Genomic DNA, 19,449 nt, shown 5'->3' with positions numbered 1-19,449 from the left:
TGAAAATGATTGAGATCATTCGAAAGCAAATTTATAAGGATACAAGCGTTCTAGTTATCCCGTCAAATACGACGGCAAAATTACCACCATTGCCATACGCTTCAATCAACGACACATCCCCTCACATCAAGGATGTCGGACAGGCAGACATTCATATCGTCGAGGATGCGGAAGGCGTCAAGAAGCGGCGCAGTGAGTCGTATAAGTTCGTCTTCTCGATTAGCGTATACGCAACAACTGACGCCGAAGCAATAAGGTTAGCAAAGGCTGTGAGGAGTTGGTTCTTCCTTGCTGGCGAAACTCATTTAGAAGATATGAACATAGTCGTTACGAATCTCGGAAACGTTGAGAATCGGACGATTTATTTAGTGGATTCATATGAGTACAGGCACGGTTTTGATGTGCAGTTACGCGGGTCGGATGATCAAACCTTTAACCGCGTACATCAAGATGGTACGAACGTACATTACGACTGGATTGAAACGGTCGAATTAGAATTTGAAGGAGTGAATGTTGAATGAGATACGTAGACGTACAGATTACTAGGGAGACGAAGCCTATCAGTGAAAAAGGTTTCGGACTCCCTTTAATTTTAGGGACAACTAAAGCAGCGCCGTACAAAGTCTATCGAGAAATCGAGGACGTTGTGACGGATCACGCGATTGATACAAGGGAATATAAAATGGCTCAGCGGATGTTCGGGCAGGAACCACGCCCGCAAGAGATTGCTGTGTATGGCGTTCCGTATGCTGTTTTAGTGGATGGCCCAGATGCACTTATTACGGGATTAAACGAATTGATGAAGGTGAATAAGGATTTCTACTTCTTAACGTGTGTGGAACAAGGTGATGAGGAAATCACAGCGCTTGCTGAATGGATTTCAACATCAGACCGACTGTATGGCGCGACTACAGCTAATGTAGAGCTTGCTGAAACGTTACGCGGACAATACGACAATCTATTTCTGGTTGTTCATGATAAACCCGAAACGTACGTTGCGGAAGGTCTTATAGCTACATGTGCACCTAGAATGATTGGATCCTTTACTTGGACATTCAAAAACGTTAAAGGAGTTCCAGCTGTTGGATTCGATAACACAGAAATCAACGCCATTGAAGAGGCTAATGCATCCACGTACATCGAGGAAGCAGGTATCCTAATGAACTCGCATGGTGTCGTAACGAGTGGTGAGTATATCGATATCATCCAGGCAACTCACTTCCTAAAGGCACGCATGGCTGAATCGGTATTCAGATTACTGGCACTGAAAGAAAAAGTCCCGTACACAGACGCCGGTATTGCATTGGTTGTTGCTGAAATTGAGGGCGTTCTTAACCTGGCATTCAAAATGGGTATCGTTGCAGATGAAGAAGGAATACCGATGTTCTCGATTACACCACCTAGACGTAAGGATATCCCGAAAAATACAATTGCGAAGCGCGTACTACCTGATGTTCGTTGGACATGCGTAGTTGCTGGTGCGATTGAAAATGTCGAAATTCGCGGCGTATTAACGCTATAAGGAGTGAAAATTAATGGCTAATGAAACATCAACATACGATTTTAAAAAGGTTTCCGTCATCGTGGCAGGAACGATTATGACAGGGTGGATGGACGGTGACGCGATACAAGCCGAGAAAAACGAGGATGATGTAACTCCGCACGTTGGAGCGGGCGGCGATGTAACGTTTGCTGAATCTACTGATGAGACAGGGAAAATTACGCTGTCGTTAAAATCAACCTCATCATCTGTTCCGATTTTAAAGGCGTTACGCGACTCGAAAGAAATGTTTCAAGTACAAATTGTTGACGTGAATGATCGTGCGTTTCGTGCTGGCGGTTCCGAGTGTCGCATTATTAAACCCCCAGCCCGCGCATGGAGCAACGAAGTAACGGGCACTGAATGGGTAATTTATGTAGCAGATTACAAAGAAGCGTAAAGGGCCCGTCTAATTGACCGGCCTTTTTAATTACAAAAAAATATAAAACATTAAAGGGAGAGATTTATTATGGCTTTCAAACAAAAACAAGAACCATTCAAGAGTACAGCAGGTAACGATTACACATTCCAGAGGGTTTTGCCATCAGTGTGGGCGAGAGAATCGGATAAGTTCACGGATAAAAACGGTAAAATGCTTAACGAGAAGGCGATGCCTAAGATTCTTGAACATGTTGTAGTTGAACCAAGTGGACTAGAAATGGACGATTTCGAGAGCTGGGGAGAGTTAGAGGAAGTAGCATTGGCAGCCTTTCAGTTTCAACGAAAAAGAAAATAATCCATTACTAAATTTAGGGAGCGTCCATGACGTTCCTTTTTCTTTTCGGAAAGAAGCGACTAAACAATGGTGGAAATATGCAATTCCAAAACATTTTCCGGCTTATAAACCAGAAGAAATTGAACTGTGGCCCGCGGATAAGATACTAGAACATTTGGCAGCTATCAGCGAGCTAGAACGCCCTACGAATGGCGGTGGGTAAATGGCAGACTTAAGAGAATTGACTGTTGGCATAACGTTCCGGGATGATGCATCAGTTGGAATTGACCGTGTTAACTCGCAAATGAATTCACTTGCTTCTAACTTCGGAGGGGTGGGAGGGCTAGCGTCGACCGCTAGTTCAGAGATGAACAGCTTCGGGCAAGTCGGAGCGGGTGCGCTAAATAGCATTGCGGGTGGAGCTGACGATGTTAGTGGCGGGCTTAATCGTGTTTCGGCTAGCGTTTCCGACGTTGGAAACGAGTTAGGCTCCTTAGACGAAAACGCGCTAAATGACGTGGGGGACTCAGCCGATAATGTGACGAGTTCAGCTGACGATTTAACCGCCAGTCTCAACGACGCAGATCGAGGACTAGATAATTTACGTGATAATCCGTTGGATGATTTAACTGATGATCTAAATGATGTGGATAGGGTGACTAGCGATTTAAATGACAACATAGATGACTTGGGCGATAATCTAGACGATCTAAACGACAGTGATGTAGATGAACTCATAGATGACATGGGTGATCTTGACGACTCAATTGAAGATGCGGCGGACCAAGCGGGCGATTTAGGCGACGACCTCGTAAATGCAGGGAGACGTGGTGAACAAGCAGCTGGTGGGCTCGGCTCTGCATTTATGAAAGTTGCAGGCATTTTGGCTACTGTTTTTGCATTTGACAAAGCAAAAGACCTTGCCACTAGTATGGTGGAGGCTACAGGAGAAGCGGAAGCAGAGGCTGCTCAATTCGCAATAGTATTCAAAGATTTGCAAGGAGAAGCTGATAAGTCGATTAATGGTATGGCTAAAGATTTCGGTATGTTGCCGACGAGACTAAAGGGAACTTTCACGAAAACCACTTCGATGTTTAAAGGTTTCGGTATGTCTACCGAAGACTCGATGGAGGCGGCAGGGAAGTCCGTAGAATTAGCTGCTGATGCGGCGGCATTCTATGATGTCGCTATGAAAGATGCAGATGGAGCATTGACGTCATTCCTAAAAGGAAACACGAATGCGGCAGAATCTATTGGTATTTACGCAACTGCGGCGGGAATGGCAAGCTTTGCATCTGAAAAATTAGGATTGAACTGGAAGTCGCTTGATGAAGGCGGAAAACAACTTGTTCGTTTGAAATTTGTTGAGGAAATGCAAGAATCAGCAGAAGTGACAGGACAGGCTGCGAGGGAGTCCGAAGGCTACGAGAATATCTTGGCCAACTTACACCAAGCATGGTTTGATTTGAAAAAAGGTTTTGGTATGGCAATATTCGATAAAGCCATTTCTGGAATGCAACTACTGACTGAGTGGATGGGCAAAGTTGATACAGACGAAATTGTAGGTAAATTTCAATCATTTGGAAGCTTCATGTCTACTACATTCGGACCTATTTTGACCGAAATAAAGACAGGATTTGGAGAAGTGAAAGGTGCAATACAAACGGCATTCGAATCAGATACTGCAGAGACGGTACTTGGCACCTTGAAAGATGGAATGTCGTGGATTGGAGACAACTGGCCAGCTATTAAAGAGACGATTTTAGTTGTTGGAGGAGCATTTGCAGCGTTATATATCCAGCTTCAATTGATGACGTTTGTTGGCACTGTAACAGGCCTGTGGAGAGCCTATCAAGCAACAACTTTTGCAACGACTTTGGCTCAACACGGTCTTAATGCGGCTATGAAAGCAAATCCTATCGGTTTAGTTATCACCGGTATTACGTTACTCGTCGGAGCGGGAATCCTGCTTTATCGAAACTGGGACACCGTGAAAGAAAAATGGGGCGACGTTTGGAACACAATACAAACCACTACAGCAAGCGGAGTAAACGTGGTTGTTGAAGGCATCAATAAGATGATTGGTGTAATTAATAAGATTCCAGGAGTTAATATTCCGATTGTGCCTAAAGTGGATTGGGGCGCGGCAGATTCGGCGGTTGCCAAATCTAAATCTTTGAGTGGACAAAGAGGTCCGGGGTTAGGAATAACAAGTACCAAGGATCTGCAGAGTACGACTTTCAATATTGGTAGCTACGATGGCTCTCACGCTAGCGGATTAGCATCCGTTCCGTACGATGGTTATGTTGCGGAGCTCCATAAAGACGAACCGATATTGACAGCTAAACAGGGTGATGCGTTACGCAGTGCTGGAATTCTGAAATCGAGCGGTGAAAAGCCTGTTCTTAATATGGGTGGTAGTACTCCCGAATCAACACCTTCTAAGTCTGTGGAGTCGCCACAATTCATTTTCAATATCGGCGGCGAAAATGCAAAAGACATTGCGATGGAAGTGCGTCAAGTGGTCGAGGATATTTTTGCAGGATTAAACGCCATAACACCATAGGGGGTGATGAGGAATGCCGTATATTGGCGGAATATTGATTGATGTAATAACAAGCGAAGACTTAAATGAGTCATCTACAACGACTGACCACGCGCTTGAAGATGGTGAGCAAATCACAGACCACGTTGAGAGTAATCCAATTACGCTCAGCTTAACGGGTGTCATTTTGGACCCAAACAATGAAAAAATCTTGAAGTTACGAGAGTTCCGACAAAAAGGGGAGCTCCTTTCCTACAACTATCGGAGTCGGCTAGAAACCGTCCTCATCACCTCGTTTAATAGTAAACATGACGCGAAAACAAAGGATGGCTACACCTTCACGATGACGCTAAAACAGGTTCGTTTGGTGAAAGCACCTAATGTCATCCGCGTCACTGTGCCTGTTAAAAAGCAAGTCAAAGAGGTATCTAAAGTAGGAAAGAAAAAAACCAAGAAATCTGTCAACAAAACAACGAAGAAAAAAGTTACAACGAAAGCTAAAGCTAAAGTTCCAAAGAAAGCGGATTCTACGAAAAAGACGACAGTTAACTGGTCGCAAATAAATGATGCATATAACAAGAAGGTGAAGTAATGGATTATATCGAGATCGATAAAGACTTAATCCCATATCGTTTTGAAATGGATTTGCCAGATGAGTACGAGTTTGAAATTGGTTATAATGCCAGATTCGACTTCTTCACCGTCGATTTATATAAAGACGGGAACGCGCTTGTTGTAGGTGAGAAATTAATGCTTGATAGGCCATTATTCGAGAACTTGGCAAGTGTTGATTTGCCTAAAGTGAAAATCATACCGATGGATCGTGCTGGAGAGGAAGTTCGTATCACTTACGAAAACCTTGAAAGGACGGTTTTTTTATATGTAGCCGATGGTGATGCCGATGGATCTATTTAGAAGGAAAATAGAATTGAATGCAGGCGGTAAGCTTTTGCGTCCACCACTAACTATTCATTTTGATGTCGACTTCGACGACACCGAGAAAATTGATACAGCAACAATCAAAGTCTACAACCTTTCGGATAGCACTATTTCCGGCATCATTGCTAATAGCGTGGTGACGTTATCAGCGGGATACGAAGGTGACATGGGCGTTATCTTCAAAGGTGTAGCAAAGAACGTTAAAACAACGTGGCAAGGCCCAGACAAGATAACCGAAATTGGTTGCATCGACGAAACGGGCAGTTACTTAACGAAAAAAATAACAAAGACATTTGCACCAGGTACAGCTGCCTCAGTCGTCTTGAAATACTTGGTCGGCGAGGCGGGATTAAGCATGGGTGATTTTTCCCCTCCCACTGATTTTATCTATCGTAAAGGAAAAACGTTGAAAGGTAATGTGAGTCCATTACTTAAAGCGGTTGCTAAAGACACTAAATCAAAAATGCGAATCGGTAGCGGTAAGATGTTTATCCGTGATCCAAAAAAAGGTGATGCAACTGGCTTCGTTCTGAATAAGGAAAGTGGCCTTATCGACCATCCGGAGCCTATCGAAACCGAAGAAGAAACAAAAGATAAAGGCGAAAAGAAAAAACGCTCAGGTTACAAACTGAAAATGTTGCTGAATCATCGTGTGAAAGCTGATTCAATATTCGTCGTGCAATCAAAAGCGGTTAACAAACAATTGAGAGCTGTTAAAGGCACGCATACATGTAACGGAAGATCATTCTATACGATTTGCGAGGTGTATTGATGAGTGCGGAAGTCGAACGATATTTTGAAAGACAAAAGAAAAACACGGCAGACAACTTGTATACGTGCACAATAGCAGAAATCATAAAAGTTGAACTTAAGTACATGCGCGCGGATATCAAGTTGTTAACAGGCGATGAGAATATGATCATGCAAGTACCTATTGCGCCACAGCAAACAGGTGAATTCATTTTCCGGATACCTTATAAGGTTGGCGACAACGTGGTTGTAATGTTCGCGCAAAGCGATATCGCCCCATTCTTATTCGGTGGCGGTGCCTCATCTGAAGGGCAACATACAATTGATGACGCCATTATCATAGGTGGAATTCAATCGTTTAACGGACCGCTACTGGATGAATTCGCGGAATACGGAGAGGACATTATAATTGCTAAACGCGACTTTTCTGCTCGAATTATCATCAAAGAAAATAGTGAAATCTTAATAGAGTCGGATGAAGATATCAATATCGCATCAAAGAAAGATATCAATATATCTGCACCTAACGGCGTCGTAACAACCACAGATTCAAGGAGTGGTGCATAATGAAAACATTTGAAATCGACGAAAAAGGAGATTGGACACTCGATATCATCGAAGGTGATGACGAACTAATCCAGTCAATTAAACATCTGATTTATGAACGTGTCGGGGAATGGTTTCTTAATGAGGACCATGGTTTCCAGCGCGAGGTACTCGAGGAAAAAGGATACACCGAAAGTGAAATTGTGCAATCAATATATGATGCGATTTATCAAGAACCCCGTGTAGTCGAAATCATTAAAGTGGATTATAACTTTAACCGAATCACCCGGCTGCTTTCGTTGGCTTTTCGGTTAAGAACCGAAGACGGAGAAGTGGGAGGTGATCTGGATGTTAACTTCGGAAGGGTTTAAACGGAAGAGATATGTTGACTTTTTCGAGGAGATGAGTGAGCAAGCTCGAGAATTATGGGGCGACGATGTAAATCTATCGGAGCGTTCTCCAGTCGGGAAATTCACATCGCTGATTGCCTACGCACGTGCAGAAGACAATGAATTAGCTGAAGAAGTATATAACAGCCGATTTGTTGATACATCTGAAGGCGTTTCGCTCGAAAATAACGTCAAGCGGGCATTGATTACAAAGAAAGTATGGCTTAAATCTTTTGGTACAGTCCAATTAAATCTTAATCGTGGTGCAACAGTACCTGCAGGTGATCTTTTCGGCACGAATTATGGCGTCATGTTCGAAACGCTTTCAGAAGTTAAAGCGCCAGATGATGGCATCTACACAGTCCAGGTTAAAGCACTTGAGTATGGCCGTATCGGAAATGTGGAGGCAGGCGAAATCACGAAAATTATTAATCCGGTTGTCGGGTTGAATTCTGTGACGAATCTAGCGCCATTTAGGAATGGGCAGGATGAGGAGACAACGAAGGAATTGCAGGACCGTTATTATGAGTCGCCAGGCAAAGCGGGAAATAGACGTGTGGAGGCGGTACGAGCAAGGGTATTGGATGAAGTAGAGGGTGTTCGGTCTTGTATTGTGGATGAGAATGACACAATGGAATATAACGCTAATGGAGTACCACCCAAGTCGTTTCATACAATTGTGCTTGGTGGAGAACCAGAGGATGTTGCGAGAAAAATATTTGAAGCAAAACCGGATGGTATTCGTTCCTACGGATCTACTGTTGTAGATGTTGTGGATTCGCAAGAATCTATCCGTAAAATCGGGTTTACTTATGCAGAAACAGTCCAGATTTACATCAAAGCATTCATTGAAAAAGGTTCTAATTATCCACTTGATGGTGACTCGCAAATTAAGGAACAGATTGTCCGGTTTATCGGTGGTACGGGTGATAACGTAACCTACAACGGTCTTGGTATGAGCAAAGACGTAGTTGTTTCCCGTTTGGAATCGCGTCTATTTGCTGTCGAAGGAGTTGAGGACGTGAAAGTGTCACTATCCACTGACGGATTTATTTATCTTGAAGAAAATATTGAAATCGGATTACAAGTTGCCGAAACGGATTACTCGAAAATCGAGGTGAGTGATCTTGTCACTTGATACAATTCTTAAGCGGTTACCATCACACTATGACAAGAATCCATCCAGTAACAACTACAAAGCCCTGTCACTTGTCGCTAAGCACATCGACGACAGTGAAGAACTATACGCGACAATTCAACGCTTTTGGGATGTGGACCAAGCAATCGGAAAGGGACTCGACAGACTCGGAAAAGACGAGGGAATCAGTCGCGGTTCTTATGATGATGACACCTATCGAAAGTTAATCAAAATAGAATTCATCGTCAATATGAGCGCAGGAGATGCAGAAGTAATGAACACCATCCTCGAAGCTTATATGGGCGATGATTTTCTTTATATAGAAGAAGGTTGGGATAGCTTTCTTCAAGAACCTGCATCCATCATTCTGAATGTAGGTAAAGATGCGGAAATTATCCCATTTAAACTGGTGCAACGGATTAAACCGGCAGGAGTAAGGGTTTATTATTCAGCTGAGGTAGATCGTTTCACGGTGATTGTCACACCGAAAGAATATACCTTCCCCATTCCGTACCCAATCACCGGTACATTCACAACGACATCTATCCACGGAGTTGCTTCAAAGGCTACTCCTACAATTGAAGCAAAAGAATATACTTTCCAAGTCCTGTATCCAATTACGGGGACTTTTTATTGTGAGGAGGATTAAGAATGGCGATATCCCTTTTAGAAGATGAAACATTGAAGTTTTGGGACCGACTTATTGTTGGCGCCAAAGTAACCATAGACAGTATTGAAAAGGAATTCCCGATTTTCTTAAAAGAGATTCAGGGGAATACCCTTAAAATATTTGTTGAATTGGAATCAGAAATCGGTCATATCACGCATGCAGTTATTATCGACATGCATGGTCGAGAAGTCCGTTATAAGACGATGAACATAAATAAAGGTGAGCATGGTTTAATGGTGACATTCTTTCTTGCCATCGAAATAAAGGAGGGCACTGTTAATGGCTGAATATGTATACGTCCCAACCAAATGGCTGAATGACATCATCGAGTGTGATGAATTCGGTCGTCCGATACCCGAAAGGGATGAGCAAGGGAATATCGTTTATGAAACGGATTTGAATGGCATCATTGTTTTGCATCCGATTACGAAAGATCCTATTCCTAAATACAGACGTTTGCAACACGGTACGGGACATTCCGCTGCTCGAGATAACAACCAAGAACAAGGCATAGCAATAGCGCACCAACGCCTAGACGATACCGATAACTGGCGTCTGAAAAAAGACATCAGGGACGAGATTGCTGATAAATCTCCAGGTAACGCCGGTTCATTCGCTGATTCGTTTGACGATGACCCGACAAGGATTAAACGAGAAACAGCAGTTGCCGTACTAACAGCATCACGAGCGGCAGGCACGACAGTATTAAACGTGGACACGACAGACGGCTTCAAGCCGTTTACCGAAGTTACTGTGTACGATGGCACCAACAGCGAAGACGTATTAATCACCGACGTCACAGCGTCCACGATTACCGTACAGCCGTTGGTTAACGATTATGTTAAGGGTGCACGGATTGCGCGTAGTAACGCTAGGATTTCGGATGGACAAATGGTAAATGGCGACTGGGGTACTTATTCGGTTAGTTTAGCGGAGGTGATTTAACATGGTTGTCGTCGGCAAAGATACTCAAGGGAAAACAACATATACATTTACAGTTACAAAGACTATTGAAAGTTGGATAGTCCCCGCCGGCGTGAAAGAGGTACGAATAAAGGCGGCCGGAGGAAATGCAAAGGGTGGAAAAGGCGCTGTGATTGAGGGCGACTTTACACTAGTGCCAGGTGAAAGTTTGAAGGTGTTGGTCGGAGAAAACGGAAAACTAGCAACGGCACGTTTGCCATCGCCAGGAGCGGGCGGGACTTTTGTTATAAGAGGTACACAAACGCCGTTAATTGTCGCGGGCGGGGGTGGAGGTAACAACGGTTATGGATCAAATGTAAAAAGCAATGCCAAGCTTATACCAGGCACGGGGAGCGGCATTGGAGGCAAGAGGACTAGTCCAGACGGTTCTACTTGCGGAGATGGTGGTGGAGGACTTATTGGTAACGGCACAGGATATACAACTACCGAACAAGCGAAATCATTTATTAATGGTGGGGCGGGCGGGGGAACAAACGTCGGCGGCGGAATAACAGGCGCGTTTGGCGGCGGAGGTTCATCGAATCCGGCGGGGTCGGGCGGCGGCGGCGGATACAATGGTGGTGATGGTGGCGCGTATGCCGATAGCGGTGGCGTTAACGTATACGGTTCTGGCGGTAGTTCATACAACGCGGGAACAAAAACAACGGCAGTACTAAGTGACGAATTAGGTTCCGGGATTGTAGTGATAACAGCGCTCAATGCAGCACCTACGATAGTGTTAAGTACACCAAACAACGTAACCTTATATGAAAACGATACATTCAAAATCGATGGTTCGGCGCTTGATTCCGACATCGGTGACATCGTTAACGTCTATTTTCGCATCAACGGCGGTACAACAAGAGCGATTGCGACAGGTATTTCATCAGGTGCAATTCTTCCATATAATGAACAACTGACGTTCAAGGGTGGTTTACTCTATAAAGGAGCAACAGCAGTCACTGGAACGCTAACCGAGGGGACCGCGCATCGATTAGAGGTATGGTCCGAGGATAATAAGGGCGGTAAATCAACAGTTGCCGAACGTACATTTTACGTGGTTCCAAACCGAGCGCCAAGCTTGACCATCGACCCGTTTGAATCACTTTCAGATTTAATTAATGTCGATAAGGTCACCTTTAGCGGAGATTCATTTGATCTGGATGGCAATGACGTAGTTGTCCGCTATCGTATCAACACCGGCATTAATACCGAAATTCACAATGGGCCACCAGGCAGATGGTCGTTTGATTTCCCATTGTCCAAATTAAAGGATGGCGAAAATACGATCGTCATTGAGGTTACTGACCCGTATGATTTCAAATTTTCGAAGACCATCAAACTGAATAAAACAGCAAACTTAACGCCTTTAGAGCATTCCGTCCAACGGTACACAATCGTACCTCCAAGCGGATCAGCACAGGGCGTTTTATTGTGGATTCAAAGGGATGCTGACCAAGAGGTTTTAGCGGAAATCAGCATGACGACAGGCACGGAGCAGGAACAGTTTGTGCCTTTGGAGTTCATGAACTCAGGACCAACGGGTGAGAGTGTTGAAGATTATTACCGATACAAAGCCGATGCACCTGCCGAACATATAGCTCTAAAAATCTCATGGACAGGCGATAAGCCAATCACAATGATATCGGGGGCGTTATTACAATGAGTATTCCAATGGTGCGAAAACGATTGCCGGATGGATCTCTTGGTCCATTAGAACCTGCATTCCCTGAGGTGGTTAATATTGACCCGAATGTATTGATGTTATTGGAAGCAATCGTGGGTCTCCAAGAACAAATGATGATGCAACAAATTGAAATAGATCAATTGAAAGGGGGGAGCGAATGATGGTATTTCCATACATGGTGCCAGTATACGGTTTATTGGTTAAAGCAGGAGCGCGAGAGATTGGTAGTTTACCTGAGCAGTATCAGATTCCGGTTGCGGAGTATTTAGCGGAACAGGTTGAAACGGTAAAATAAATGAAGGGTCTTTTTTCTTTGTTAACTGGAGTTAAAGTCTTGACGATGGCAGAACTGGATTATATCTGATAACTATCTTTAGTCAAATTGCCCAATCCACCATATTCACTTATACTGAAATTACGGTTACTAAATAGAGGGAGTGTGTTAATTTGTCTAAAAAGAAGAAAAGTATAGAAGATAAATTGGGCTCATTAAAATTAGGGCTTACAGCAATGAGAAATGCCAACAATCATTTCATCGAAACTAACGACTTGGCATATTTACTAACCATTCAATCTCAGTTAAGAGGTTTAGTTGGAATGGGTGGAGCACATATGCAACCGTTTTTATTAAACTTAGCTGAAGAATTTGACATCCCGTTGGAAATCTATTCTCATCCGAAAAAGACTAACAAAAAAGGAATGGTTTTTTCAGCTATAGTCGGAAAAACTTGGTCCCCAGTAAATAGACCTGGTTTTGTAAAATATTCTTTGAAGGAATGGTTAGAAGTTCCAACTTTTTTCACTGACACGACAAAGGATATCAAAAACAGAAATCAGTTAATTAAAGACACCTCTAACTATGAGGGGGGGACGCACTATTTAGATGAAACACCTCATATCGTTGACACGCTTCAGAGGATAACAATGAGTGATGATACGAATAATTTAAATCGAACATTATTAGATATTGCAGAAGCTGTTTTTTTCTCCGGTCAAGAGTTTCTCTTGAAGTATGAGTACACAAAAATTGAAAAATCGATGTTTTATTCAAATGAGACCAGACAATTCAAGTTGAAAGAGTTGGAAATTAGTATTCAGGATAATAAATTAGGTTTCGCGAAATCAACTAATAATGAACTTAATTTTGAGTTTGCTGGTTTTAATTAATACACTGAGGATTTACCAACAGAGTCAATTGCAGAACTCACAGTAATTAGTGTGATTCAGAATAGATATTAATGAGGACGCCCGAAATACTGGGCGTTCTTTTTCTTTACCCATAAACAGAGAAAAGGGGAGTTGAGGTGACGAATGGAGGATAAAACCTTGTCAATGTTCGAGAAAATGACGGAACACGATATAGACATTAAAGAGCATCGAGAGCGAATTGGGACACTAGAAGAAATCACGTTGTCATTAAAAGAATCTGACAGACAGCACGACGAACGACTAAAAAATCTGGAAGATAATGCAGTGAAACTCGAGAACACCGTCATGTCCGAAAATCGAGAAACGCGAACCACGATGCGAGAACAGGGAGATAAGATGTTTACGTTAGTCGAGAACGCTATGGGCTACCAGACAGCACGAACAACACAGTCTCATGAGCTACGTATGGCTAAACTCAACACATGGTCTACGGTGTTTTTAAAGGTTAGTGGTGGTGTCGTAGGACTATTAAGTTCTGGTGGGGCAATTTATTATGTGATGCAACATTTTTTAACAAACTAAAGGAGGAAACATTATGAAAATCAACTGGAAAGTAAGGTTCAAAAATCCACAGTTTATTATTCGTCTACTATTAGCCATCGGGGTTCCCATCTTAGGTTATATGGGATTGACAGCAGAAGACATCACGAGTTGGGGTAAGTTATTCGACGTTCTGTTTGAGGCAGTGAAAAACCCGTTTGTAATTGGAATTGTAGTGGTCAGTATCTATAATACCGTTCCGGATCCGACGACATCTGGATTGTCTGACAGTAAACAGGCACTAAGGTACGACTATCCGAAAAAAGATAGGTTGTGAGGATATGGCTTACACAATCGTCAATAGATATATCCCAGAATCACTTTACAAACTAAAAGCTCCTTACGCTATGAAACCAGAGTATGTGACCATTCACAACACGTTCAATGATGCGACAGCAGCAAACGAGATTGCGTATATGACTCGCAATAACACAGTGGTAGGTTATCACGTCGCAATCGATGACAAGCAAGTTGTACAAGCCATCCCGTTTACACGCAATGCTTATCACGCAGGGGATGGTCAGGGCAAGGGTAATCGGGCATCTATTGGTATTGAAATTTGTTATTCGGAATCCGGTGGTCCGAAGTATGTTACTGCAGAAGAAAATACGGTTGAGTACGTAGCCCATATCTTGAAGCAATACGGTTGGGGAATTGACCGTGTTAAATGGCATCGTGATTGGAGCGGAAAGAATTGCCCTCATCGGATTATTGAAGAGGGACGTTTGCAGTCGGTTAAAGATAGGATTGCTAAACGGTTAACTGAATTAAATAACTCAACACAACCAAAGGAGGATGAAGAATTGAAGTTTTCAAGCCCAACTTTAAAAACGGAAACAGAAACATCGTTAGTAAGTAAAGCGCATCGTCAAATCATCGTGGATGCAGCTGTGAAGGCAGGAGCTCACGCCTCATGGGCTGACAAGTTAGCAAATGGCACGCTTACAGATGCCGATGTATTAGGGTTAGCGGTTAAATATACTGTTGCGGTAAATAAGTAAGAACAAAGTAAAAGGCGACTACTCATCGAGAGTGTCGCTTTTTGTAATAAATTAGGTAATATTCGGATTTAACATTTTAATGACAATAGATGCGTTTACATTTGTTTGTGTGCCCCCTGCCAAAGTCTGTAGTGTAACTGCTGCAGCAGAAGAATGATTTCGAAGGGTAAGAGCATCACCGGCTGCTATGGAAATTATAGCCTGACCGTTGTTTTGCTGAGTACCTGCACCTGAACCGTAAACTGTACCCGTAATCGGCGCACCATTTAAAAATAGTGCGAATTGGTTGGGTTCTACACCTGACACAGAGAAAGTAACCTCGTAGTCTCCCGAAACGTTAACTATAATTTGAGAGGTTCCAAGGATATGCACAATTCCAGGTGTCATTAATCCGTTTGAATCAAACAAGACATCAGCTTCTATAGGTACCGTTTGAGGACTTAGGTTGTAAATATACCCGTATTCGCACAACCCACATGTGGTTCCGGGAGTACTACTAGAGCCAGCTGGTCCGGTAGCTCTAAATGGTCCTATTGATACTCTTGGTACTCCGCATACTATTTTGCAAGAGCAAGCATGGCTACTACATCTACGATTAGAATTATGGTTATAATAATCCATTTTATCACCTCCATATGTCATATCATATTCGTGCGGAAGATGGAGGGAAGGGCAATTGTAATTGCTACTTGTCATACTATCAATAAATGAAAAATACAAACCAGAGATTTATTCTGTTGTAAATGCGGAGTTTGTTTCTGAAAGAATTCCCAAACTTGTATGTTGAACAGCGTAAGAAAGAAAAATAAGTAATAAGCGGCCCATCCACAGATTAGATTGTGGATGGCCGCTTTTTTTATTTATATGATGTCGCTTGTTAAAACCATTAGTAAAGAGGTTTACAATAATAGATTTTTTTTGTATTATTGTGTACAAAAGAAATAAATCGATTAGATCATAAATACTTTAGGGGGGTGATGTGCATATGGTGAATAAGAAGTTATTACCAGATTCTGAAGCGACTCATGCAAAGCCGAGTATTAGAAAGGCGATACTTTGCGTGGGTAGAATTTTAGTTTAATCGCCCAAAAGAATTTATTCCATTTCTAAATTTCCGGCTTTGCACCTTAACTTCATTTTAAAACAAAATAAGGAGCTGGCAGAATTGGAAATTAAACAAGTAAGCACGACACATATAGACCTGTTTATTAGAAATGATCAATACAATTTTATAAAAACTCAAACAAAAAACCTCGTTAACGGACACTCGACAAGTAGAGATGTAGACGTTATTAATGCGCTTAAATCTATAGCAATTGAAAGGGTATTCGGGTTGTTTATAGATTTGAAAGAAGAACAAAGAAGGTTACTTGATGGAATTATTGATATTGAGAATAAAGAGGCAGCCGAGCAATATCTATTGCAACTCAAACCGTACGTTATCCCTTTCAAAGAGTTAACGGTACAGAGTATTAAAAAGTTATTCCCGAAAGCAAAAAAGTTAATGCTCCCTATAGAGGACATTGATTTGAAAGAGACCTCATATTTATGTTGGGATGAGAAGGGGTCAAATAAAAGATTTATTATTGCCCCTCAACAAGATAAGTTTATAGGAATACAAGGAACATTTGGGAATTTAAACAAATCAGGCATTTGTTCAATCTGCTATCAACATAGCGAAGTAGGTTTATTTATGACGGAATTGAAAGGACCTACAATTGGTACGTATAGTAGAAAAGGAAATTATATTTGCCGGGATAGTCAAAAATGTAACCGCAATTTAATTACGCTAGAGAAATTAAACAAATTCATACTCAATTTACAGAGCTTATAGTAGAAAACCTAAACCAAAGGCGTAACAGAGGGAATAAAAAACAACCTGATCGCCAAGGCATCAACAGATTCTAAGGCTCTTTGACTGATTGATTGGTGAGAAATGAAATAGAACAAAACAATAGCGACCTATCCACAGATTGTGGATAGGTCGCTTTTTGTTTAATTACAGTCATCTATTTAATACAAGCATGTACTACGTTTTTATTAAGCTTTCCGTACCATTTCCAGTAACAAATGTGCTAGTGTATGTTGCTCTTCTTTAGTTCCGGAATTCCAAAGCTCCATTAACATTTTCTCTTCCCTGTTGCGGGGCTCTTCGTGTTTGGCAAGATAGTTTGCAACTAATTCTGTAGTTTTAGCAAGTTTTTCTTCACTTAACCCCATGTTTTCCCCCACCTCAACTTTCTCGGAAAGGTACTGTTTGAATCGATTAAAGTTCTCTAAAATCTCGTCCTTTTTCTCGACGTCGATTCGAGATAGTTCTTTTTGCACTTTGTCCTTCATATCCATCAAAAACACCCCCTTTTTGTTTGTACTCTTATTGTTTGCTTAAACTCAACGTTGTAAACAGGAAAATAATTACTTCTGTAGAGTAATGAAAAATGCTTATTTTTGTTTGTCGAATTAAAGAGGTATTCGTATGAATATAGACGAATAAAGAACAGAGCATTGTTCTTATTCAACTAACGGGGCTGTTTAGCGAAAATAGATTATGTCCATAATTATATAGAAAATCTCATTTCCTACCCATAAATTATAACGAAAGGAAATAATAATGATTTTAAATATATTTTTGGGATTTATTGGTCCGTGGATTATCTTTATAAAGCATCTTTACAAAAAAGAAGAAAAATTGTTATTATTTTTGGTTGCTCCCGTTTTCAGTGTTCTTGCCTATACAATAAATACCTTTGGATTTTATTTTGATTTTTGGGAAGTAATACCTTTTCCTGATCAAAAAAATTTAGCTTCATTACCTTTTGATCTAGGTATTTATCCCGTCTTAGCAAGTTATTTGATCTTTTTCATTAAAAAAATTAAAAAACCTTATTTTGTTGTCTTTTTAATGACCTTCTTCACCACTTTTTTAGAACTGATATTTGTTTATTTCGGAAGGGTAATTTACGGAAATAATTGGAGTATCTACCTTACATTTATCTCTTATTTATTCCCTTATCTTTTTGTGTATGGGTATTACAAGTATTTAATAAAATTAAATATATTAAAATAGACTTCAACAAACGGGTGCTTTAGTTCAACAACAGGAGATCGTCTGGTGACGGTCTTTTTTATTTGGCTAATCCGAGAGAAGGTTAAATAAGCAAAAAGCAAAAAGCGGCTCCACCACAGATTAGATTGTGGGTAGGTCGCTTTTTTATTTGACTTCTATTATCTGCGGCAACCTCAATTTACCACCACTAGTCCAACCTCTCGCTTTTACTTTAACTAAAAATGGAGGAATCCCTAATAGTAGTTTTTCTCTAATTTCCTTCGTAAATCCAATCGCGACACTTCCTAAATATTCGCCCTCTACACTTTGTAACTGCACAGTAAGCGGCCCAAGTGAAATCTTCGAAACAATCACATCATGGTAACTCCAATTAATAATTTTTCTCCAATCATCTGAACGTGCGCCAGGTAAATAGAGACTACCTACTCGCTTAGCAATGATACCTTCCATTTTGTTTTCTTTTATAACATCAAATAGTTGTTCTCCTTCAGTAGCGACATAGGGCACTAAATTAATATAAGGTGAATCGATTTCTGATATGACTTTTGTTAGTAATTCTTTTCTATCTTCGATTGGCCAGTACGTAACGGGTGCTCGAAGATAAGAGATAACATCGAAGACCATTAATGAAATGGGCTGATCATTGTTACCGCTAAAGCGTGACATCGCACCCGAAAAATCATCGGGTGCATCTGTTCCTGGCGCAATAAGTTCTCCATCTAGTAATAATTCATCGCCACCAAAAAGAAGTTCTGGGAAGCGAGAAGTGGTTATAGTCCCATGTCGTGTGTAAGAGTGGCGATTCCCGACGAGTAATCGGATGCCATCATACTTTGGCTCATATAACCAACCTTCATCTGATCTTACTTCCTCTTGATATCCGAGTAACATAGGCTTGACATACTTCATGCCCGTTTCTTTTGTTCTTTAATAGATGCGATACTTTTTTCCATGGCATCCATGAGATTAACGACGTTCGATGGTTGTTCTGCATTCTTAGGTATTTTACTCTTAATCAATTTTTCTAAGCGCTCACGATATTCATCATGATACTTAGTAGGCTCAAATTCTGCAGTTAATTGCTCAATTAACGACAGTGCGATTTCTTTTTCTTTTGCGGTTAATTTCACGTTTGTTATTTGTGGTAGATCAACCGTGCTGCGAACCTCATCCGGAAAGTGTAACGTCTCCAACACTAAATGGTTATCCAGGACGCGGACTGCTGCTAGTCGCTCTTTAGATCGTATTGTTATCTTTGCAATTCCAATCTTTTTCGACTTGGCCAAAGACTCCCTTAACAATGCATATGCTTTCGAACCATTGCTATCTGCAGCTAAATAATATGTCTTGTCAAAATAGACAGGATCAATTTCCTTCAACTTCACAAACTCTAAAATTTCCACTGCTTTTTCTTCTATATCACTCTTCAAGCCCTCTAATTCAGCATCTGTAACGACTACAAACCGGTCTGTCGCATACTCATAGCCCTTTACAAGCGATTTCGAATCCACATCTTCATTACAGATAGGGCAGACTTTCTCCTGTTTAATCGGCTTTTTACATTTTGAATGAAGTTGTTTTAACTTAATACCTTTATCTTCAGTAGCTGCATGTAGCTTTACAGGGATTGTTACAAGACCAAACGATATAGCACCTTTCCAGACTGTGTGCATATGATTATCACCTCATGTTTATTGTCTCCATTAATAATAATTACAATACATCATTTTTCCAGTTGTAAAACGAACGT

General features: G+C 41.4%; 27 protein-coding genes. 23 read left to right on the top strand and 4 right to left on the bottom strand.

Annotation, left to right across the window (positions count from 1 at the left end; all coding sequences use genetic code 11):
• Positions 1 to 5: 5 nt before the first annotated feature.
• From MKZ11_RS18425 to MKZ11_RS18325, 21 genes are all read left to right on the top strand, one after another.
• Positions 6 to 521, top strand: coding sequence for a phage neck terminator protein (locus MKZ11_RS18425; protein WP_340795814.1), 516 nt, complete (start codon positions 6 to 8; stop codon positions 519 to 521).
• Entirely contained in the window at positions 518 to 1,522 is a 1,005-nt protein-coding gene (locus MKZ11_RS18420; protein WP_340795813.1) for a DUF3383 family protein, read from the top strand. The genes MKZ11_RS18425 and MKZ11_RS18420 overlap by 4 nt, the downstream gene beginning before the upstream one ends.
• 13 nt (positions 1,523 to 1,535) lie before the next feature.
• Positions 1,536 to 1,940: a phage structural protein gene (locus tag MKZ11_RS18415; protein ID WP_340795812.1), complete on the top strand. Its 405-nt coding sequence runs from the start codon at positions 1,536 to 1,538 to the stop codon at positions 1,938 to 1,940.
• Between the two features lie 69 nt (positions 1,941 to 2,009).
• Positions 2,010 to 2,276 (top strand): hypothetical protein, encoded by a 267-nt coding sequence (locus MKZ11_RS18410; RefSeq protein ID WP_340795811.1) that lies wholly within the window; start codon positions 2,010 to 2,012, stop codon positions 2,274 to 2,276.
• 202 nt (positions 2,277 to 2,478) lie between these two features.
• Positions 2,479 to 4,821 carry a hypothetical protein gene (locus MKZ11_RS18405; protein ID WP_340795810.1) on the top strand — a complete coding sequence of 781 codons (2,343 nt, stop codon included), beginning with the start codon at positions 2,479 to 2,481 and terminating at the stop codon, positions 4,819 to 4,821.
• A gap of 13 nt (positions 4,822 to 4,834) precedes the next feature.
• The gene (locus MKZ11_RS18400) at positions 4,835 to 5,392 is read left to right on the top strand and encodes a phage baseplate protein (protein WP_340795809.1); all 558 of its coding nucleotides are present in this window, start codon (positions 4,835 to 4,837) and stop codon (positions 5,390 to 5,392) included.
• Positions 5,392 to 5,715, top strand: a complete 324-nt coding sequence (locus MKZ11_RS18395; protein ID WP_340795808.1) for a phage baseplate plug family protein — start codon at positions 5,392 to 5,394, stop codon at positions 5,713 to 5,715. The genes MKZ11_RS18400 and MKZ11_RS18395 overlap by 1 nt, the downstream gene beginning before the upstream one ends.
• A complete protein-coding gene (locus MKZ11_RS18390; RefSeq protein ID WP_340795807.1) occupies positions 5,702 to 6,511 on the top strand; it encodes a phage protein in 810 nt (269 codons plus the stop codon). Before MKZ11_RS18395 ends, MKZ11_RS18390 begins: the two co-directional genes overlap by 14 nt.
• Positions 6,511 to 7,056, top strand: coding sequence for a Gp138 family membrane-puncturing spike protein (locus MKZ11_RS18385; protein WP_340795806.1), 546 nt, complete (start codon positions 6,511 to 6,513; stop codon positions 7,054 to 7,056). The genes MKZ11_RS18390 and MKZ11_RS18385 overlap by 1 nt, the downstream gene beginning before the upstream one ends.
• Positions 7,056 to 7,406, top strand: coding sequence for a hypothetical protein (locus MKZ11_RS18380; protein ID WP_340795805.1), 351 nt, complete (start codon positions 7,056 to 7,058; stop codon positions 7,404 to 7,406). The genes MKZ11_RS18385 and MKZ11_RS18380 overlap by 1 nt, the downstream gene beginning before the upstream one ends.
• Positions 7,384 to 8,562 carry a baseplate J/gp47 family protein gene (locus MKZ11_RS18375; protein WP_340795804.1) on the top strand — a complete coding sequence of 393 codons (1,179 nt, stop codon included), beginning with the start codon at positions 7,384 to 7,386 and terminating at the stop codon, positions 8,560 to 8,562. Before MKZ11_RS18380 ends, MKZ11_RS18375 begins: the two co-directional genes overlap by 23 nt.
• Positions 8,552 to 9,211, top strand: a complete 660-nt coding sequence (locus tag MKZ11_RS18370; RefSeq protein WP_340795803.1) for a hypothetical protein — start codon at positions 8,552 to 8,554, stop codon at positions 9,209 to 9,211. Before MKZ11_RS18375 ends, MKZ11_RS18370 begins: the two co-directional genes overlap by 11 nt.
• Positions 9,212 to 9,213: 2 nt before the next feature.
• Entirely contained in the window at positions 9,214 to 9,519 is a 306-nt protein-coding gene (locus MKZ11_RS18365) for a hypothetical protein (protein ID WP_340795802.1), read from the top strand.
• Entirely contained in the window at positions 9,512 to 10,177 is a 666-nt protein-coding gene (locus MKZ11_RS18360) for a hypothetical protein (protein WP_340795801.1), read from the top strand. Before MKZ11_RS18365 ends, MKZ11_RS18360 begins: the two co-directional genes overlap by 8 nt.
• A 1-nt stretch (position 10,178) precedes the next feature.
• Entirely contained in the window at positions 10,179 to 11,861 is a 1,683-nt protein-coding gene (locus MKZ11_RS18355) for a hypothetical protein (protein WP_340795800.1), read from the top strand.
• Positions 11,858 to 12,043 carry a hypothetical protein gene (locus MKZ11_RS18350; RefSeq protein ID WP_340795799.1) on the top strand — a complete coding sequence of 62 codons (186 nt, stop codon included), beginning with the start codon at positions 11,858 to 11,860 and terminating at the stop codon, positions 12,041 to 12,043. Before MKZ11_RS18355 ends, MKZ11_RS18350 begins: the two co-directional genes overlap by 4 nt.
• Positions 12,043 to 12,177: a CD1375 family protein gene (locus MKZ11_RS18345; protein WP_340797051.1), complete on the top strand. Its 135-nt coding sequence runs from the start codon at positions 12,043 to 12,045 to the stop codon at positions 12,175 to 12,177. Before MKZ11_RS18350 ends, MKZ11_RS18345 begins: the two co-directional genes overlap by 1 nt.
• Positions 12,178 to 12,329: 152 nt before the next feature.
• A complete protein-coding gene (locus MKZ11_RS18340; protein ID WP_340795798.1) occupies positions 12,330 to 13,049 on the top strand; it encodes a hypothetical protein in 720 nt (239 codons plus the stop codon).
• A gap of 159 nt (positions 13,050 to 13,208) precedes the next feature.
• Positions 13,209 to 13,613, top strand: coding sequence for a hypothetical protein (locus tag MKZ11_RS18335; RefSeq protein WP_340795797.1), 405 nt, complete (start codon positions 13,209 to 13,211; stop codon positions 13,611 to 13,613).
• Positions 13,614 to 13,626: 13 nt separating this feature from the next.
• A complete protein-coding gene (locus MKZ11_RS18330) occupies positions 13,627 to 13,908 on the top strand; it encodes a phage holin (RefSeq protein WP_340795796.1) in 282 nt (93 codons plus the stop codon).
• A 4-nt stretch (positions 13,909 to 13,912) separates the two neighbouring features.
• Complete coding sequence (locus tag MKZ11_RS18325; RefSeq protein WP_340795795.1) at positions 13,913 to 14,632, top strand: peptidoglycan recognition protein family protein; 720 nt, start codon at positions 13,913 to 13,915, stop codon at positions 14,630 to 14,632.
• Positions 14,633 to 14,683: 51 nt separating this feature from the next.
• Here MKZ11_RS18325 and MKZ11_RS18320 read toward each other — a convergent pair whose 3' ends face one another.
• Positions 14,684 to 15,253, bottom strand: a complete 570-nt coding sequence (locus tag MKZ11_RS18320; protein WP_340795794.1) for a BclA C-terminal domain-containing protein — start codon at positions 15,251 to 15,253, stop codon at positions 14,684 to 14,686.
• Positions 15,254 to 15,827: 574 nt separating this feature from the next.
• Between MKZ11_RS18320 and MKZ11_RS18315 the strand changes: the two genes are divergently transcribed.
• Positions 15,828 to 16,466 (top strand): FusB/FusC family EF-G-binding protein, encoded by a 639-nt coding sequence (locus tag MKZ11_RS18315; protein WP_340797050.1) that lies wholly within the window; start codon positions 15,828 to 15,830, stop codon positions 16,464 to 16,466.
• Between the two features lie 206 nt (positions 16,467 to 16,672).
• Here the strand turns inward: MKZ11_RS18315 and MKZ11_RS18310 are convergent, their stop codons facing one another.
• Positions 16,673 to 16,978 (bottom strand): DUF3243 domain-containing protein, encoded by a 306-nt coding sequence (locus MKZ11_RS18310; protein WP_340795793.1) that lies wholly within the window; start codon positions 16,976 to 16,978, stop codon positions 16,673 to 16,675.
• A 265-nt stretch (positions 16,979 to 17,243) separates the two neighbouring features.
• Here MKZ11_RS18310 and MKZ11_RS18305 point away from each other — a divergent pair, with 265 nt between their 5' ends.
• Complete coding sequence (locus tag MKZ11_RS18305) at positions 17,244 to 17,699, top strand: CBO0543 family protein (protein ID WP_340795792.1); 456 nt, start codon at positions 17,244 to 17,246, stop codon at positions 17,697 to 17,699.
• Positions 17,700 to 17,843: 144 nt separating this feature from the next.
• On the opposite strand, the gene MKZ11_RS18300 is transcribed toward MKZ11_RS18305, so the two are convergent.
• Together MKZ11_RS18300 and ku are read right to left on the bottom strand one after the other, a co-directional pair.
• Positions 17,844 to 18,608, bottom strand: coding sequence for an ATP-dependent DNA ligase (locus MKZ11_RS18300; protein ID WP_340795791.1), 765 nt, complete (start codon positions 18,606 to 18,608; stop codon positions 17,844 to 17,846).
• On the bottom strand, positions 18,605 to 19,372 hold the full coding sequence (gene ku / locus MKZ11_RS18295) for a non-homologous end joining protein Ku (protein WP_340795790.1): 768 nt from the start codon (positions 19,370 to 19,372) through the stop codon (positions 18,605 to 18,607). The genes MKZ11_RS18300 and ku overlap by 4 nt, the downstream gene beginning before the upstream one ends.
• Positions 19,373 to 19,449 lie beyond the last annotated feature (77 nt).

The organism is Sporosarcina sp. FSL K6-1508, from assembly GCF_038007465.1.
GTDB lineage: Bacteria > Bacillota > Bacilli > Bacillales_A > Planococcaceae > Sporosarcina > Sporosarcina psychrophila_B.
Note: the sequence above shows the minus strand (reverse complement) of the source record. Positions and strands in the feature narration are given on the sequence as shown.

Bases quoted from the DNA above. Each gene is read 5' to 3' on its own strand.
- MKZ11_RS18350 (WP_340795799.1), top strand. From the start codon at position 11,858: ATGAGTATTCCAATGGTGCGAAAACGATTGCCGGATGGATCTCTTGGT.
- ku (WP_340795790.1), bottom strand. From the start codon at position 19,372: ATGCACACAGTCTGGAAAGGTGCTATATCGTTTGGTCTTGTAACAATC.
- MKZ11_RS18305 (WP_340795792.1), top strand. From the start codon at position 17,244: ATGATTTTAAATATATTTTTGGGATTTATTGGTCCGTGGATTATCTTT.
- MKZ11_RS18400 (WP_340795809.1), top strand. From the start codon at position 4,835: ATGCCGTATATTGGCGGAATATTGATTGATGTAATAACAAGCGAAGAC.
- MKZ11_RS18345 (WP_340797051.1), top strand. From the start codon at position 12,043: ATGGTATTTCCATACATGGTGCCAGTATACGGTTTATTGGTTAAAGCA.
- MKZ11_RS18405 (WP_340795810.1), top strand. From the start codon at position 2,479: ATGGCAGACTTAAGAGAATTGACTGTTGGCATAACGTTCCGGGATGAT.
- MKZ11_RS18380 (WP_340795805.1), top strand. From the start codon at position 7,056: ATGAAAACATTTGAAATCGACGAAAAAGGAGATTGGACACTCGATATC.
- MKZ11_RS18410 (WP_340795811.1), top strand. From the start codon at position 2,010: ATGGCTTTCAAACAAAAACAAGAACCATTCAAGAGTACAGCAGGTAAC.
- MKZ11_RS18425 (WP_340795814.1), top strand. From the start codon at position 6: ATGATTGAGATCATTCGAAAGCAAATTTATAAGGATACAAGCGTTCTA.
- MKZ11_RS18330 (WP_340795796.1), top strand. From the start codon at position 13,627: ATGAAAATCAACTGGAAAGTAAGGTTCAAAAATCCACAGTTTATTATT.
- MKZ11_RS18365 (WP_340795802.1), top strand. From the start codon at position 9,214: ATGGCGATATCCCTTTTAGAAGATGAAACATTGAAGTTTTGGGACCGA.
- MKZ11_RS18325 (WP_340795795.1), top strand. From the start codon at position 13,913: ATGGCTTACACAATCGTCAATAGATATATCCCAGAATCACTTTACAAA.
- MKZ11_RS18420 (WP_340795813.1), top strand. From the start codon at position 518: ATGAGATACGTAGACGTACAGATTACTAGGGAGACGAAGCCTATCAGT.
- MKZ11_RS18360 (WP_340795801.1), top strand. From the start codon at position 9,512: ATGGCTGAATATGTATACGTCCCAACCAAATGGCTGAATGACATCATC.
- MKZ11_RS18355 (WP_340795800.1), top strand. From the start codon at position 10,179: ATGGTTGTCGTCGGCAAAGATACTCAAGGGAAAACAACATATACATTT.
- MKZ11_RS18415 (WP_340795812.1), top strand. From the start codon at position 1,536: ATGGCTAATGAAACATCAACATACGATTTTAAAAAGGTTTCCGTCATC.
- MKZ11_RS18395 (WP_340795808.1), top strand. From the start codon at position 5,392: ATGGATTATATCGAGATCGATAAAGACTTAATCCCATATCGTTTTGAA.
- MKZ11_RS18300 (WP_340795791.1), bottom strand. From the start codon at position 18,608: ATGAAGTATGTCAAGCCTATGTTACTCGGATATCAAGAGGAAGTAAGA.
- MKZ11_RS18375 (WP_340795804.1), top strand. From the start codon at position 7,384: ATGTTAACTTCGGAAGGGTTTAAACGGAAGAGATATGTTGACTTTTTC.
- MKZ11_RS18385 (WP_340795806.1), top strand. From the start codon at position 6,511: ATGAGTGCGGAAGTCGAACGATATTTTGAAAGACAAAAGAAAAACACG.
- MKZ11_RS18390 (WP_340795807.1), top strand. From the start codon at position 5,702: ATGGATCTATTTAGAAGGAAAATAGAATTGAATGCAGGCGGTAAGCTT.
- MKZ11_RS18310 (WP_340795793.1), bottom strand. From the start codon at position 16,978: ATGGATATGAAGGACAAAGTGCAAAAAGAACTATCTCGAATCGACGTC.
- MKZ11_RS18320 (WP_340795794.1), bottom strand. From the start codon at position 15,253: ATGGATTATTATAACCATAATTCTAATCGTAGATGTAGTAGCCATGCT.